16 protein-coding genes are annotated in these 15,331 nt (G+C 62.6%); 4 read left to right on the forward strand and 12 right to left on the reverse strand.

The window, feature by feature from the left end; genetic code table 11:
• Positions 1 to 16: 16 nt before the first annotated feature.
• From paaE to paaF, 11 genes are all read right to left on the reverse strand, one after another.
• Positions 17 to 1,093, reverse strand: a complete 1,077-nt coding sequence (gene paaE / locus ICY20_RS18620) for a 1,2-phenylacetyl-CoA epoxidase subunit PaaE (protein ID WP_194938284.1) — start codon at positions 1,091 to 1,093, stop codon at positions 17 to 19.
• Positions 1,094 to 1,126: 33 nt separating this feature from the next.
• Positions 1,127 to 1,651, reverse strand: a complete 525-nt coding sequence (paaD, locus tag ICY20_RS18625) for a 1,2-phenylacetyl-CoA epoxidase subunit PaaD (protein WP_194938285.1) — start codon at positions 1,649 to 1,651, stop codon at positions 1,127 to 1,129.
• Positions 1,638 to 2,399 carry a 1,2-phenylacetyl-CoA epoxidase subunit PaaC gene (paaC, locus tag ICY20_RS18630; protein ID WP_194938286.1) on the reverse strand — a complete coding sequence of 254 codons (762 nt, stop codon included), beginning with the start codon at positions 2,397 to 2,399 and terminating at the stop codon, positions 1,638 to 1,640. Before paaC ends, paaD begins: the two co-directional genes overlap by 14 nt.
• Before the next feature lie 8 nt (positions 2,400 to 2,407).
• Positions 2,408 to 2,689, reverse strand: coding sequence for a 1,2-phenylacetyl-CoA epoxidase subunit PaaB (gene paaB, locus ICY20_RS18635; protein WP_007943393.1), 282 nt, complete (start codon positions 2,687 to 2,689; stop codon positions 2,408 to 2,410).
• Positions 2,690 to 2,704: 15 nt separating this feature from the next.
• The gene (paaA, locus tag ICY20_RS18640; protein WP_122486330.1) at positions 2,705 to 3,694 is read right to left on the reverse strand and encodes a 1,2-phenylacetyl-CoA epoxidase subunit PaaA; all 990 of its coding nucleotides are present in this window, start codon (positions 3,692 to 3,694) and stop codon (positions 2,705 to 2,707) included.
• A 174-nt stretch (positions 3,695 to 3,868) separates the two neighbouring features.
• Positions 3,869 to 5,194: a phenylacetate--CoA ligase PaaK gene (gene paaK / locus ICY20_RS18645; protein ID WP_135291714.1), complete on the reverse strand. Its 1,326-nt coding sequence runs from the start codon at positions 5,192 to 5,194 to the stop codon at positions 3,869 to 3,871.
• A 105-nt stretch (positions 5,195 to 5,299) separates the two neighbouring features.
• Positions 5,300 to 6,505: a 3-oxoadipyl-CoA thiolase gene (gene pcaF, locus ICY20_RS18650; protein ID WP_194938287.1), complete on the reverse strand. Its 1,206-nt coding sequence runs from the start codon at positions 6,503 to 6,505 to the stop codon at positions 5,300 to 5,302.
• On the reverse strand, positions 6,498 to 6,947 hold the full coding sequence (gene paaI, locus ICY20_RS18655) for a hydroxyphenylacetyl-CoA thioesterase PaaI (RefSeq protein ID WP_135291716.1): 450 nt from the start codon (positions 6,945 to 6,947) through the stop codon (positions 6,498 to 6,500). Before paaI ends, pcaF begins: the two co-directional genes overlap by 8 nt.
• On the reverse strand, positions 6,940 to 8,457 hold the full coding sequence (gene paaH / locus ICY20_RS18660; RefSeq protein WP_194938288.1) for a 3-hydroxyacyl-CoA dehydrogenase PaaH: 1,518 nt from the start codon (positions 8,455 to 8,457) through the stop codon (positions 6,940 to 6,942). The genes paaI and paaH overlap by 8 nt, the downstream gene beginning before the upstream one ends.
• 3 nt (positions 8,458 to 8,460) lie before the next feature.
• On the reverse strand, positions 8,461 to 9,252 hold the full coding sequence (gene paaG / locus ICY20_RS18665; protein WP_194938289.1) for a 2-(1,2-epoxy-1,2-dihydrophenyl)acetyl-CoA isomerase PaaG: 792 nt from the start codon (positions 9,250 to 9,252) through the stop codon (positions 8,461 to 8,463).
• A 29-nt stretch (positions 9,253 to 9,281) separates the two neighbouring features.
• Complete coding sequence (paaF, locus tag ICY20_RS18670; protein WP_194938290.1) at positions 9,282 to 10,055, reverse strand: 2,3-dehydroadipyl-CoA hydratase PaaF; 774 nt, start codon at positions 10,053 to 10,055, stop codon at positions 9,282 to 9,284.
• On the opposite strand from paaF, the gene ICY20_RS18675 reads away from it, so the two are divergent.
• The 4 genes from ICY20_RS18675 to feaR all read left to right on the forward strand — a co-directional run bounded on the left by ICY20_RS18675 (position 10,054) and on the right by feaR (position 12,981).
• Positions 10,054 to 10,290 (forward strand): hypothetical protein, encoded by a 237-nt coding sequence (locus tag ICY20_RS18675; protein ID WP_194938291.1) that lies wholly within the window; start codon positions 10,054 to 10,056, stop codon positions 10,288 to 10,290. The two genes, paaF and ICY20_RS18675, sit on opposite strands and share 2 nt — an antisense overlap.
• Before the next feature lie 94 nt (positions 10,291 to 10,384).
• On the forward strand, positions 10,385 to 10,981 hold the full coding sequence (gene paaY / locus ICY20_RS18680) for a phenylacetic acid degradation protein PaaY (RefSeq protein ID WP_159960206.1): 597 nt from the start codon (positions 10,385 to 10,387) through the stop codon (positions 10,979 to 10,981).
• A gap of 79 nt (positions 10,982 to 11,060) precedes the next feature.
• Entirely contained in the window at positions 11,061 to 11,984 is a 924-nt protein-coding gene (paaX, locus tag ICY20_RS18685; RefSeq protein WP_159960208.1) for a phenylacetic acid degradation operon negative regulatory protein PaaX, read from the forward strand.
• A gap of 82 nt (positions 11,985 to 12,066) precedes the next feature.
• Positions 12,067 to 12,981, forward strand: coding sequence for a transcriptional regulator FeaR (gene feaR / locus ICY20_RS18690; protein ID WP_159960211.1), 915 nt, complete (start codon positions 12,067 to 12,069; stop codon positions 12,979 to 12,981).
• 49 nt (positions 12,982 to 13,030) lie between these two features.
• On the opposite strand, the gene tynA is transcribed toward feaR, so the two are convergent.
• On the reverse strand, positions 13,031 to 15,319 hold the full coding sequence (gene tynA, locus ICY20_RS18695; RefSeq protein WP_194938292.1) for a primary-amine oxidase: 2,289 nt from the start codon (positions 15,317 to 15,319) through the stop codon (positions 13,031 to 13,033).
• Positions 15,320 to 15,331 lie beyond the last annotated feature (12 nt).

The raw sequence follows: 15,331 nt of genomic DNA on the forward strand, positions 1-15,331 counted from the left end.
GGTGTGGCGGCACGCGTCAGAGTTGGTCGAAGTCCAGCACCACCTTGTCGCTGATGGGGAATGCCTGGCACGACAGCACGTAGCCGGCAGCTACTTCGTAGTCTTCCAGGGCGTGGTTGCTGTCCATTTCCACTTCGCCTTCGATCACCTTGCATTTGCAGGTCGAGCACACGCCGGCCTTGCACGAATACGGCAATTCGGCGCCCTGGGCGTTGCCCGCGTCGAGGATGCTCTGGCTGTTGCGCGGCAGGTCGAAGGCCAGGGCGCGGCCGTCGCTGATCACGGTGATCTGGCTGACGGCGGCGTCCAGTTCGCGGGCGGCTTCGCGCGCCTCACGCTTTTGCTGGCTGCCGGCGGCGGCGAACAGTTCGAAGTGAATGCGTTCAGGCTGCATGCCGCGGGCCTTGAGGCTGTCGCGCACGGTCTCGGTCATTTCCTGCGGGCCGCAGATGAACGCAGCATCGAGGGTTTTGACGTCCAGCCAGCGGGAGAACAGTTGTTCGCATTTGTCGGCGTTGATGCGGCCGTTGTAGAGGTCCACATCCTGCTGTTCGCGGCTGAACAGGAAGATCAGGTTCAAGCGCTGCAAATAGCGGTTTTTCAAATCTTCAAGCTGCTCGCGAAACAGCGCGCCGGAGCTGGAACGGTTGCCGTACAGCAACGTCACGCGGCTATGGGGCTCGGTTTGCAGGGTGGTCTTGATGATCGACAGGATCGGCGTAATGCCGCTGCCGGCCGCGACGGCCAAATAGTTGCCGTGGCGCGCAGGGTCCAGTTCAACATGGAAATGCCCGGCGGGCGGCATCACCTCCAGGCTGTGCCCGGCCTTGAGCTGTTCATTGGCAAACGCGGAAAAACGCCCACCGGCCACACGCTTGATGGCGATGCGCAGTTCACCGTCATTCACGCCGGTGCAGATCGAATAGGAGCGGCGCACTTCTTCGCCATCCAACTGGGTGCGCATCACCAGGTGCTGGCCCTGGGTGAAGTGGAAGCTGTCTTGCAGGTGCTGGGGGATCTCGAAGGCGATGGACACCGCGTCACGGGTTTCGCTGCGTACGTCCTTGATCACCAGGCTATGAAATTTGCTCATTGTTATTCTCCCACCGAGACGGCCAGTGGCCCCTCAGATGCACTTGAAATAGTCGAACGGTTCCAGGCACTCACGGCAGCGGTACAGCGCCTTGCAGGCGGTGGAGCCGAACTCGCTGAGCACTTCGGTGTGGCTGCTTGCGCAGTGCGGGCATACCACCACCGGGCTTTCACCGAGCAGGCTGCGCTTGCTGGCGCTGCCCTGGGGCGGTGCGATGCCGTAGGCGCGCAGGCGCTCGCGGCCACCTTCGGTGATCCAGTCGGTGGACCAGGCCGGGGTCAACTTGCGCTCCAGGTGCGGCGCACGAAAACCAGCCTGCTCCAGCGCATCGCGGATATCGCTCTCGATCACTTCAGTGGCCGGGCAACCGGAGTAGGTGGGGGTGACCACCACATGCAGGTGGCCCGCCTGCCAGTCGAGATCGCGCACGATGCCCAGGTCGACCACGCTGACCACCGGCACTTCCGGGTCCATCACCTGGGCGAGGGTGGCCCAGGCGGCGGCCAGCTCGGTGGGCTGTGCCGGGCGGTCGCTGGCGATCAGCTCACCAGGTCGCATCGGGGTACGCTCGGGGCAAAAACTGCATCTCGGCCAATAGAATGCCCAGGTGCTCGGTGTGCAGGCCGCGCCGGGCATTCAGGTAGAAGTAGCTCGCGGCGGGCGGCACGGGCAGGGTGGCGCTGGCGAAGAGTGCGCTCACCGTGTTCTGCCAGGCGGCGGCTACCTGCGCGGCATCCGGGGTAATACCGGCGGCGCACAGGCGCTGCTCGCTGTCGTCGGCGCTGGTCAGTTCGACGGTGAAGCGCCATACCTCGGGGATCGCCGCGAGCATGCGTGCATGGCTGTGCTCGGTGCCGTCGCCCAAACGTTCCACCCATTCGCCGGAGCGGCGCAGGTGATAGGTGACTTCCTTAACCGCCTTGGCGGCGATCCCGGCGATGCGTTCGTCGCTGGACTGGCTCAGGCCCGTCAACACCGGCAAGTGCCAGGCGTCGTACAGGAACTGCTTGAGGATGGTCACCGCATAGTCGCCGTTGGGTTGCTCCACCAGCAGCAGGTTGCGGTAGGCGCGTTCATCGCGGCGGAAGGCCAGGTCGTCGGCGTCGCGGCCGTCGTCCAGCAGTTCGGCGGCATAGTCCAGCCAGTTGCGGGCCTGGCCCACCAGGTCAAGGCCGACGTTCATCAACGCCAGTTCTTCTTCCAGCGCCGGTGCGTGGCCGCACCATTGGCACAGGCGCTGGCCCTGGATCAGGGCGCTGTCGCCCAGGCGCAGCAGGTATTCGATCAAATCGGTTTGCGTGTTCATGGTCGACCTCACATGTGCCCGACTTCGGCCGGCAACTCGTAGAAGCTGGCGTGGCGGTAGACCTTGTCGTCGGAAGGGTCGAACAGCGGGTCTTTTTCATCCGGCGACGAGGCGGTGATCAAGGCCGAGGGCACTACCCACAGACTCACGCCTTCGCTGCGACGGGTGTACAGCTCGCGGGCGTTCTCGATGGCCATGGTGGTGTCGGCGGCATGCACGCTGCCCACGTGTTTGTGGTTCAGGCCGTGCTTGCTGCGCACGAAGACTTCAAAAAGGGTCCATTCAGACATAGCGGCAACTCCGGATCAGGCAGCGTTCTTATTGTGTTTTTTACGGGCGTGGGCCACGGCGGCTTCGCGCACCCAGGCCCCGTCTTCAATGGCTTTGCGGCGAGTGGCCACGCGTTCCTGATTGCACGGGCCGTTGCCCTTGAGCACTTCGTAGAACTCGTTCCACTGGATCTCGCCGAAGTCGTAGTGGCCGCGCTCGGCGTTCCACTTCAAGTCCGGGTCGGGGCAGGTGCAGCCCAGCAGTTCCAGTTGCGGGATGGTCTGGTCGATAAAACGCTGGCGCAGCTCGTCGTTGCTCTGGCGCTTGATCTTCCAGGCCATGGATTGGGCGCTGTTGGGCGAGTGCTCATCGCTTGGGCCAAACATCATCAGCGACGGCCACCACAGGCGGTTGATCGCGTCCTGCACCATGTCTTTTTGCGCCTGGGTGCCGTGACGCATCATGGTCAGCAGAATTTCGTAGCCCTGACGCTGGTGAAAGCTCTCTTCCTTGCAGATGCGCACCATGGCCCGGGAGTAGGGGCCGTAGGAGGTGCGTTGCAGCACCACCTGGTTGACGATCGCAGCACCATCCACCAGCCAGCCCACGGCGCCCATGTCGGCCCAGTTCAGGGTCGGGTAATTGAAGATGCTCGAATACTTGGCCTTGCCGCTGTGCAGCTTGGCGATTTCTTCATCGCGGTCGGCGCCCAGGGTTTCCATCGCGCTGTACAGGTACAGGCCGTGGCCGGCTTCGTCCTGGATCTTGGCCATCAATTGCAGCTTGCGCTTGAGGGTCGGTGCGCGGGTCACCCAGTTGCCCTCGGGCAGCATGCCGACGATCTCGGAGTGGGCGTGCTGGGAAATCTGCCGGATCAGGGTCTGACGGTAGGCGTCGGGCATCCAGTTCTTGGCTTCGATCTTGATTTCGGCATCGATCTTTTCCTGGAAGTGGCGCTCCTGCTCGGACATCTCCGACAGGTCCTTGATGCGCTTCACTCCGGTTTCTACAAGCTGTGCGTACATGGTGAGTCTCCCGCCGTGAATCTGTTTAAAGGCATGGAGAACTTTATAAGTGATACAGAAATATTTATCAAACACAAAATAACGTGTCATTAATATTTTTGTATCGCTTTGGGCTTGCCGGTTTTCCTGCGGGCAAAAAAAAGCCCCGCCAGAGCGGGGCTTAAAGTGCAGCAGTCATGCTTTGGGACGGTTGTCGATCACGTGGCAGGCCTTGCCTTCGGAGCGCTTGATCGAGTGCATAGGCTGCAACACGATACGGGTACTGATACCGATATAGGTCTTGATGTGCCGGCTCAGCTCGCCCGCGATTGCCTTTTGCTGTTCGTCGCCCAGGTGTTGATGTTCGGCCTTGAGTTCCACATGCACGTCAACGCTGTCCAGGTTGCCATTGCGATACAGATGGATCTCGTAGCACTCGCACAGCTGTTTGACTTTGAGTACCTGCTCCTCGACCTGGGTGGGGAACACGTTGACCCCACGGATGATCAGCATGTCGTCGCTACGCCCAGTGATCTTGTCGATGCGCCGCATTGGCCGTGCGGTGCCGGGTAGCAGGCGCGTGAGGTCGCGGGTGCGGTAGCGGATCATCGGCAGCGCTTCTTTGCTCAGGGAGGTGAACACCAGCTCGCCCATCTGCCCGTCCGGCAGCACCTCACCGGTGACCGGGTCGATGATTTCGGGGTAGAAGTGGTCTTCCCAGATGGTCGGGCCGTCCTTGGTTTCGGCGCATTCCATGGCCACGCCCGGGCCCATGATTTCCGACAGGCCGTAGATGTCCAGGGCGGTGATGCCCAGGCGATGTTCGATGGCGCTGCGCAGCTCGCCCGTCCATGGTTCGGCGCCGAAGATGCCCAGGCGCAGGGCGAGCTTGTGCGGGTCGAGGCCCTGGCGCTCGATTTCATCGGCGATGTTGAGCATGTAGGACGGCGTTACCATGATGATGTCCGGCTGGAAATCCTTGATCAGTTGCACCTGTTTCTCGGTCTGCCCGCCCGACATCGGGATCACCGTGCAGCCCAGGCGTTCGGCACCATAGTGGGCACCGAGACCACCGGTGAACAGGCCGTAGCCATAGGAGATATGCACCTTGTCGCCACGCCGCCCACCCGCTGCGCGGATCGAACGGGCGACCACGTTGGCCCAGGTGTCGATGTCGTTCTGGGTGTAGCCGACCACGGTGGGTTTGCCGGTGGTGCCGCTGGACGCGTGCAGTCGCACCACGTCGTGCATGGGCACGGCGAACATGCCGTAGGGGTAGTTGTCGCGCAGGTCGGACTTGGTGGTGAACGGAAACTTCGCCAGGTCTTCCAGGCAGGTGATGTCGCGCGGGTGCACGCCCAGCGCATCGAAGCGCTGGCGGTACAGCGGCACATTGTTGTACGCGAGGTTGAGGCTCCAGCGCAGGCGGTCCAGTTGGTGCTGGCGCAGCTCGTCGATGCTGGCGGTTTCCAGCGGGTCCAGCACAGGTTCAAGCACGGTTTGGGCAATTGGCATGTTCATGACTTCACTCGAATTATTTTTGTGTTCCAGCCCGGTTGCACCAGGGCTTTGAGTGCATGCCCCAAGGATACCGCTCGGCTCCCTGGGAATTGGGATTATTTGGTCCTATAGACGCTCGATGACCAGCGCGATGCCCTGGCCGACGCCGATGCACATGGTGCACAGCGCGTAACGGCCTTGGCGTTCCTCCAGTTCGTGCAGGGCGGTGGTCACCAGGCGCGCGCCGCTCATGCCCAGGGGATGGCCCAGGGCGATGGCGCCGCCGTTGGGGTTGACCCGTGGGTCGTTGTCGCCCAGCCCGAGTTCACGCAGCACCGCCAGGCCTTGGGCGGCAAAGGCTTCGTTGAGCTCGATCACGTCCATGTCCGCCAGGCTCAGGTTGGCCAGCTCCAGCACCTTGTGGGTCGCCGGTACCGGGCCGATACCCATGATGCGCGGCTCCACGCCGGCGGTGGCCATGGCGACCACCCGGCCACGTGCCTTCAGGCCATAGCGTTTGGCGGTTTCGGCGTTGGCCAGCAATAGCGCGCACGCCCCGTCATTGACCCCGGACGCATTGCCGGCAGTGACGCTGCCGCCTTCGCGAAATGGCGTGCCGAGCTTTTGCAGTTGCTCAAGGGTGGTGTCGCCGCGCGGGTGTTCGTCCTGCTCCACGCGCTTGGCGGGGCCTTTGCGCTGGGGGATTTCAACGGCGACGATTTCTTTGCTCAGGCGCCCGTTGGCTTGCGCTGCGCCAGCCCGTTGCTGGCTGCGCAGGGCAAACGCGTCCTGGTCGGCGCGGGAGATATTGAACTGCGCGGCGACGTTCTCGGCGGTCTCCGGCATGGAGTCGATGCCGTAGGCCGTTTTCATCAGCGGATTGACGAAACGCCAGCCGATGGTGGTGTCATGGACCTCAGCCTGGCGCGCAAACGCCTGCTCGGCCTTGCCCATCACCAGCGGTGCGCGGGACATGGATTCCACGCCGCCCACCAGCATCAAGCCGGCTTCACCACAGCGAATGGCGCGGGCGGCGCTGCCGATGGCATCCAGCCCGGAGCCGCACAGGCGATTGAGGGTGGTGCCTGGCACGCTCACCGGCAACCCGGCCAGCAGCGCCGACATGCGCGCCACGTTGCGGTTGTCTTCACCGGCCTGGTTGGCGCAGCCGTAGATTACATCGTCCACGGTGCTCCAGTTCACGTTGGGGTGACGGCGCAGCAGCTCGCGCAGCGGCACTGCGCCGAGGTCGTCGGCGCGTACGCTGCTCAAGGCTCCGGCGTAGCGGCCAATCGGGGTGCGCACCGCGTCGATGATCAGGGCGTCATTCATTCGGGGTCTCCTGCGCCAGCACCGGGCCGCGCACTTTGTAGGATTTGCCATGGAACAGGGCGATCAACTCGCCCCGTTGGTTTTCGATACGCACGTCGTAGTTGCCGGTGCGGCCGGAGCGGCTTTGCTCGATGCAGTCGGCATTTAGGGTGTCACCCAGGCGGGCCGGGGCGATGTAGTCGATGCTGCAGCCCATGGCCACCGTGGCCTCGTTGTAGCTGTTGCAGGCCAGCGCAAAGGCCGAATCGGCCAAGGCGAACAGGTAGCCGCCATGGCAGGTGCCGTGGCCCTGGAGCATGTCGGCGCGCACGTTCATGCCCACGCGGGCGGTGCCTGGGGCGGCTGAAAGCAGGCGCATGCCCATGCCTTGGCTGGCGCTGTCGCGTTCGAACAGGGCTTGGGCGCAGGCACTGGCCAGGCGGTTGGCGTCGTGGTTAGTCATGCAAACTTCTCCCTTCGGCCACGCGGCGGCGCAACAGCAGCGACGGCCGGTAGCGTTCTTCGCCATAGCTGGCGTACAGGTGTTCCAGCACGCGCAGCACATGGGCAGGCCCAATGGCATCGGCCCAGGCCAGCGGGCCTTGGGGGTAATTGACCCCGGCGCGCATGGCCAGGTCGATGTCGGCGGCCGAGGCCACGCCTTGCAGTTGGGCGTCGGCGGCTTCGTTGGCAAGCATCGCCACCGTGCGCAGTACGGCCAGTGCCGGGCTGTCGCTGAGTAGGCTGACGCGCAGCCCGGCTTGTTGCAGCAGGGCCACACCGTCTTCAAAGGCGCCAGGGTCGATGCCCGCCGCACAACTGATAGCGATGCGGCTCGCGGTGCCGTAGTCGAATGCCAGGTCCAGCAGGATCAGGTTGCGCAGGCCATCTTCCTGGGCGCGCTGGCAGGCCATGCGCCCGTCGCTCAGGGCCAGCACCGCATCGCCGACCCGCAGTAGGCCTTGGCCGTCGCGGTGGATGACGTCGATGGCGTGTTCGCGCAAGCGTGGGAGCAATGCGTTGGCGATACCCAGGTCACCCTCGACCACGCAGGTGGTGACGGCTCGCTGGCTGAGTGTGGTTTTCGCCGTTGGCCGCTCGGCGCCGTCTGCATAGCTGTAGAAGCCCTGGCCGCTCTTGCGCCCCAGGCGCCCGGCGTCTACCAGGTCTTTTTGGATCAGCGAGGGCTGGAAGCGGTTGTCGCCGTAGTAGGCGTTGAACACCGAGCAGGTCACCGCATAGTTGACGTCGTGGCCGATCAGGTCCGTCAGTTCGAAGGCGCCCATGGCAAAACCACCCGCGTCGCGCATCAGCGCGTCCAGTGTTGGGCAGTCGGCAACGTTTTCCTGCAGCAGGCGCAGGCTTTCGGCGTAGAACGGGCGGGCCACGCGGTTGACGATAAAGCCCGGCGTCGAACGGGTGTGCACAGGTTTTTTACCCCAGGCCTTGGCGGTGGCGTACAGGCAGTCAGCAAGGGCTGGGTCACTGGCCAGGCCGGAGACGACTTCCACCAGCGCCATCACCGGCGCCGGGTTGAAGAAGTGCAGGCCCAGCAGACGCTGCGGGCGCTCCAGTTGGGCGGCGATGCTGGTGATCGACAACGACGAGGTGTTGCTGGCCAGGATGCACTGCTCGCCGCAAATGCCTTCCAGTTGGCGGAAGAGGGCGCGCTTGACCTCCAGGTTCTCGACAATGGCCTCAATGACCAATGCGCAATCGGCCAGGGCGTCGATGGACTCCACCGCCTGCAAGCGGGCGATGGTGGCCGTGCGGGCGTCGGCCGAAAGCTTGCCTTTTTCCACGCGCTTGCCCAACTGCCGGTCGATCCCGTCGATGGCTTGGGCGGCGGCGCCGGGGCGGTTGTCCAGCAGCAGCACGAGGTGGCCGGCCTGGGCCGCAACCTGGGCGATACCGGCGCCCATGGCCCCGGCGCCGATCACGGCAATACGTGCAGTGGTGTTCAGTGCGGTCATGGCTCAGCGCCCCTTGAAGCTTGGCGTGCGTTTTTCCATGAAGGCGCTGACGCCCTCACGGTAGTCCTCGCTGCGCCCGGCCAGGCGTTGCAGGTCTTTTTCCAATTCCAGCTGGTCGTCAAAGGTGTTGCTTAGGCTGGCGTTGAGGCTGCGCTTGATCAGCGCCAGGCCGTAGGTCGGCTGGGTGGCCAGGTGGCGGGCCAGGGTCAGCGCCTCGTTGCGTAACTCGGCGTCGTCTACGCAGCGGTAGATCAGCCCCCATTGCTCGGCCTGCTCGGCGCTCAAGCGGTTACCCAGCAAGGCCAGTGCCTTGGCCCGGGCCATGCCCACCAGGCGTGGCAAGGTCCAGGTACCACCAGAGTCGGGGATCAGGCCGATCTTGCAGAACGCTTGGATAAAACTGGCCGAACGCGATGCCAGCACCAGATCGCAGGCCAGCGGAATATTCGCCCCAGCCCCGGCGGCCACACCGTTCACCGCGCAAATCACCGGCATCGGCAGGTCACGCAATTGGCGAATCAGCGGGTTGTAGAACTTCTCGATGGACTCGCCCAGGTCCGGCGCGCTACTGCCCGGCGCGACGTTGCGGTCGCTGAGGTCTTGCCCGGCGCAAAAGCCGCGCCCCTCACCGGTCAGCAACAATACGCGCACATCCGGGCTCTGGCGCACTTGCTTGAGGGCTTCTTTGACCTCGCCGTGCATCTGCGTATTGAAGCTGTTGAGTTGCTCAGGCCGGTTGAGGCTGAGCAGGGCGACGCCAGCGTCGATGGAAAACAGGATGTGTTCGAAGGTCATGGTCAGGGGGCTCTCTGGGAATGCTGGGGTTACTGGCCGGTGAAGGTCGGCGTGCGTTTTTCCTGGAAGGCGCGGATGCCTTCTTCGCGGTCGCGGGTGCCGGCCAGCACGGTGAAGGCATGGCGTTCAAAGCGCAGGCCGCTGGCCAGGTCGGTGTCCATCGCCTTGAGCAGCGCTTCCTTGGCCAGGCGCACGGCCAGCGGGGCTTTGCCGGCGATGTTGCGGGCGATCTGCAGGGCGCGTTCGACGGTGAGTTCGGGTTGGGTCACTTCACTGACCAGGCCGGCGCGCTGGGCGTGGCGGGCGCTGATGGGCTCGCCGGTGAGCACCATCTGCATGGCCATGGACTTGCCCACCGCTCGCAGCAGGCGTTGGGTGCCACCGGCGCCGGGCATGATGCCCAGGTTGATTTCCGGCTGGCCGAAGCGGGCGTCTTCGCCAGCAATAAGAATGTCGGCATGCATTGCCAGTTCGCAGCCGCCACCGAGGGCGAAGCCGTTGATCGCTGCGATCAGCGGTTTGTTGAAGTGGGTGATGGCCTGCCAGGCGGCCTGGCGTGGGTCATTGAGGATGCCCACCAGGTTGCGCTCGGCCATTTCATTGATGTCGGCGCCGGCGGCAAAGGCTTTGCGACTGCCGGTGAGGACCACGGCACGGGTGTTGTCGTCCGCTTGGGCATCGGCCAGTTCGGCAGCCAGTTCGCTCAACAGCTCGGTGTTGAGGGCATTCAATGCCTGGGGACGCTGCAGGGTAATCAGGCGCACGCCCGGTGCAAGGAATTCGACGGCAAGGGTCTGAGGCATGGCGGATGCCCTCGGTGCACGCACGGCTTGGGTGCCGGCTCATTATTGGATCGGCCGCAGGTGGCCGGTTTTGCCAGAGTATAGCTTTAACGCGATACACAAAATCAAGTATGAAATTGAATTAACGTGTCCTATTGTGGGTTTGTTATTTTCAATATTCCCGCGTTTTCGGTCTTTATATCCCTATTTGATTGAGATTATTGGCGTTTTAGAAGCCCGCTTGGCCGGCGCTTAAAAGTGATACGGTTTTTTGTGCTTTGTGTGAGATAAGTGATGTGATACAAAATAAGTCTGCATGCGCATCGCTTTGCGCTTTCAAGGAATTCTCTATGACGTGCTACAGCCTCAATGGCCTCACCCCGGTAGTCGACCCCACAGCCTATGTGCATCCATCGGCCGTGCTGATTGGCGATGTGATCATTGGCCCGCACTGCTATGTCGGCCCGCTGGCCAGCCTGCGCGGCGACTTCGGCCGTATCGTGCTGGAGGAGGGCGCCAATATTCAGGACACCTGCGTGATGCACGGTTTCCCGGAGAGCGACACGGTAATCGAGCGCAACGGCCATATCGGCCATGGCGCGGTGTTGCACGGTTGCCGCATTGGCGAGGACGCCCTGGTGGGCATGAATGCGGTGGTCATGGACGGCGCGCGCATTGGCCCGCGGTCATTCGTATCCGCCACGGCGTTCGTCAAGGCCGGTTTCGAATGCCCCGGGCAATCCCTGGTAATGGGCACGCCGGCCAGCGTCAAGCGCAGCCTCAGCGATGAAGAAGTGAGCTGGAAACAAACCGGCACCCGCGAGTACCAACAATTGGCCAAGCGTTGCCTGGAACAGATGCAGGAGTGCGAGCCCCTTGATGCCGTCGAACCCCAGCGGCCACGGGTCAGCGACAGCGGCCTGCGGCCCAAGGGCGCAACGCTGTGAGCGTGCATTGCATGCGCAGGATGGTCACAAGGCCCGCTCGCCGGGTATATTTCAGCCTTTTTTCCTGTCCGGTACGCCCATGTCGTCCCTAGCCCCGTTGAATTCCCTGATCACGCGCTTCCAGGAGCAGACGCCGATCCGCGCCAGTTCGCTGATCATCACCCTGTACGGGGATGCCATCGAACCCCATGGCGGCACCGTCTGGTTGGGTAGCCTGATCCAGTTGCTCGAACCCATTGGCATCAATGAGCGGCTGATCCGCACCTCGATTTTCCGCCTGACCAAAGAGGGTTGGCTCACCGCCGAGAAAGTCGGGCGGCGCAGCTACTACAGCCTCACCGGTACTGGCCGCCGACGTTTCGACAAAGCTTTCAAGCGCGTGTACAGCTCTACTGTACCGGCCTGGGATGGTTCCTGGTGCCTGGTGATGCTTACGCAGCTGGCTCAGGACAAGCGCAAACAGGTGCGCGAAGAGCTGGAATGGCAAGGTTTTGGTGCGATCTCGCCCGTACTGTTGGCTTGCCCGCGCAGCGACCGCGCCGATGTGAACGCCACCTTGCAGGACCTGGGCGCCCTCGAAGAAACCATCGTCTTCGAAACCACCGCCCAGGATGTACTGGCCTCCAAGGCCCTGCGTTTGCAGGTGCGCGAAAGCTGGAATATCGAGGAACTGGCCACCCACTACAGCGAGTTCATCCAACTGTTCCGACCGCTCTGGCAAGCCCTGCGCGAGCAGGAGAACCTGTTGCCGTCCGACTGCTTCCTGGCACGGGTTCTGCTTGTGCATGAGTACCGCAAATTACTGCTACGCGACCCCCAGTTGCCCGACGAGCTATTGCCCGGTGATTGGGAAGGTCGCGCCGCACGACAGTTGTGCCGCAATATCTACCGTCTGATCTTCGCCAAGGCCGAAGAATGGTTGAACAGCGCACTGGAAACCGCCGACGGGCCCTTGCCGGATGTCGGCGAGAGTTTTTACCGACGCTTTGGCGGGCTCAAATAACCCGCCATCAACCCAGCAACATGCTCTCCGTTTTAGCGTGGATCGACGTAGATAATAAAAATAAGCCTGCGTGAGGCCTCACATGACTTCAACATTTGCACAGCGCCGTGATGGGTTCGACCAATGGCTCCACCAGATCAACCAGATCTGCGGTGCCTTCAACGCACAAACCCTGGGCGATGAGTTTTCCGGGCAGATCCGCGAATACCACAGCGGTGCACTCAAACTCAGTTTCGTCGACGCTTGCCAGGCGCGGCTTTACCGCACGCCACGGGAAGTCGCGGCGGGCGAGGGTGGTAAGTATTTTGCGGTGTTCCAACTCGAAGGCACGGCCAACATGGCCCAGGGCGAGAACCGGGTGGCGTTGTCTGCCGGGGATATCACCCTGATCGACGCCTCACAGCCCAGTGACTTCACCTACAGCGAAAGCTCCCGGCAGTTGTCATTGATCTTGCCGTACCCGCTGGTGGAACAGTCCCTGCGTTTCAACCCGGTCAAGTGTGGGCACCGGATCGCCGCCACGTCGCCTATCGCCACGCTGTCCCACCACTTGATACTGGACGCCACGCGCCAGGCCAACCTGAGCCAGCAGGAAAGCGAAGCCACGTTGGACGCGGTGGTCAGCCTGCTGCGCCCGGCCATCACCCAGTGCGAAGGCGCGGATGATCCCCACGAGCGCATCTTTCGCAAGACCCTTGGCTATATCGATGCGCATATTCGCTCGGAAGACCTGTGCCCTGAGTTGCTGGCACGGGAGGTTGGCGTGTCGATGCGTGGGCTGTATCGGATGTTTGCGCGTAAGGGGTTGGTGGTGGCGCGCTATATCAAGAACCGTCGGCTGGATTTGTGTGCTGAGTCGCTGCGCCAATCCCGTGCCGAGCAGAAGTTGTCGGCGTTGGGGTATTCGTGGGGGTTTTCGGATTCGAGTTACTTTTCTACGGCGTTCAAGTCGCGGTTTGGCATTTCGCCGGGGGAGTACCGCAAGCAATTCGGTTGATACAAAAAGCCCCTGTCACGACGGTGACAGGGGCTTTTTTGCGCGTGGGTTATTTAGGTGAATTAAGGTTCAGCGTCGGCGTTTCATCAAAGAAGTTCCACGGCTTGAGCAGCACGTGCACCCACTCGGTCGGCATGATCGGCCACTCTTCGGCACGCGCAATGTGGGTGGTGCCGGTGGTCAGCCACACCACGTCGTCGCTGTTTTCGATGGACTGGTCGTCCTTGGTGAACTGCCCCAGGCCGGTGTCGCTTTGCGAGCGGTTCGGGTACTTGCCTTCCGGGTACTTTTCCTCCGGGTTATAGCGCGTGACCCACAGCTGCTTGTCCATAAAGCTCAGGCGGTGATAGAGCCATTCGTCCTTGCCGAAATTGGCGCCCTTGGCCACCGGGTGTGTGCCGCCGGCATAGGGGATCAACTGGTAGGAAACCGGGTTGCCGACCTTGTTTTCCTTACCGAAGTTGGTCAACAGGCGCACGGTAGACGGGTCAAACTTCTGCGCGGCCTGCTGCTCGGTGCTGACCACTCGTTGCTCGGTTTGCATGGTGCTGGTACGTGGGCCGCCACGGTCGTTCGGTGCAACCACCGGGTTCACTTCCACCAGCGAGTTGCTCTCGCCGTCGATGTCCATGTCCAGGCGGAAGTTATAGATGTGCTGGTGGGTGGTGCCGACGATGTTGTGGTCCAGCAGGGTGCCGTAGCGGGTGTCTTCCTTGGCGGTGGCTTCGTGCATGGTCTTGGACTTGACGCCCTTGACCGCTTCGATACCGGTGGCGCCGGCGTCGATACCGATGGTGCCGTTCTGTTGGAAGACCCAGTCGAAGATGTAGTCGTAGTTGCCCACGGTGCTGACCCAGCGGATCACCAGCTCACGCCGTTCGGCACTGAGGTTGGGCTGGCCCATTTCCTGGTGTTTGTATTCGGGGCCGGCGTAACGCTCGAACACCGCGATGGCGTGGGGGATGGTGGTGGGGGCGCCGGTGTAGTCGGCGATGGTGGCATCCAGCAGCACGGCGTTTTCCGGGGCGTCTTTGCCGCGGGCAATCGGCGAGGTGAGGGTGCCCATGCCGTAGTCGCCCGAGTCCAGGTAGGCCTTGAAGTACCAGCCAGCGTCCGGGTCGCCGTAGGGCACGATCATGCCGCCCAGGTTGCCTTCGTACATGATCTTGCGTTTCTTGCCCTTGTCGTCATAGGTGACGGTGGACAGGATCGGCCCCACGCGCGAATCCAGGCGCACGTGGAAGTCCCAGTTCTGCCAGTGGATGCTGTTGCCGGTGATGGTGTAGTTCTTGCCTTCGGGCTCGATGATCTCCAACGGCTTGAGCGCCACGCCCTTGCGGCCGCGGCCGTCATAGGGGGTGGGTTTCATCGGCACCGGGACCACCGCGCCGTCTTCGATCTTGATCAGTTTTTTCTGTTCAAGGTCGACCACCGCCACCAGGCCTTCAATCGGGTGTGCCCAGTAGTTGCCGTCGCCAACGTCGAGGTAGCTGACGATCTTCAGCAGGCGCTTGTCCTGGGTCAGCCCGTCCTTGCCATCGAAGTAGCCGACGGTCAGCGGCGTGGTCACCACCTTCTTGATATCGGTGATGCCGCGCTTGGCCAGCGCCTGGGCGTAGTCAGCGCTGGTTTCGATCACCGACTGCACGGTGGCGAAGTCATCCAGCAGCACCATGCCATGGGCGCCTTCAATCGGCTTCCAGGACAAGAGGGTCTTGCTGTCCAGGTCGACCTGACCTTCGATCACATGCTTGCCATCGAGCACCACGATATTGGCCTGGCGCGACTGGGTGGGTTTTTGCCCGCTGTAGATGAAATTCCACACCTGATCCTTGGGCGGCGTGTGTACGGAAATTTCGGTGAAACGAAAACCAGGTTTGTAGTTTGCAGACTGTTTGATGATCTCGACCGCACTGTTGATCTCATCCGCGCTCAACGGGTTGAGCGGGCTGGGGCGGGTCTCGATGACAAAGGTCTTGTCCAGGCCGGACTGGAACACCTGGTTGATAAAGTCTTTGGACATGTAGGCCGTCTTGCCCTTGAACACCACCGGCACCGGCAACTCCATGCGCTTGCCATTGAGCACAGCCACCTTGCTGTCGGGTTTGACCTTGACGTAGGCCCCGTCCTTGGCGATCACGAATACGTTAGCGTAGTCGTCCCATTTGACCGTGGCGCCGAACGCTTCAAGGGTCGACTGCAGCGGCACCATTTCGGCAGCGCCGCCATGGGCTTGCGCAGTGGGCTGCAAGCCAGGCAGGCCGAAGGTGCCTAGGGCGATGGCCAGCGCGAGCCGCGCAAGGGGCGTTCTTTTGAGCAAAGCGGTGGGCGAGAGCATTTCTGAATTCCT

This window comes from Pseudomonas pisciculturae (assembly GCF_015461805.1).
GTDB lineage: Bacteria > Pseudomonadota > Gammaproteobacteria > Pseudomonadales > Pseudomonadaceae > Aquipseudomonas > Aquipseudomonas pisciculturae.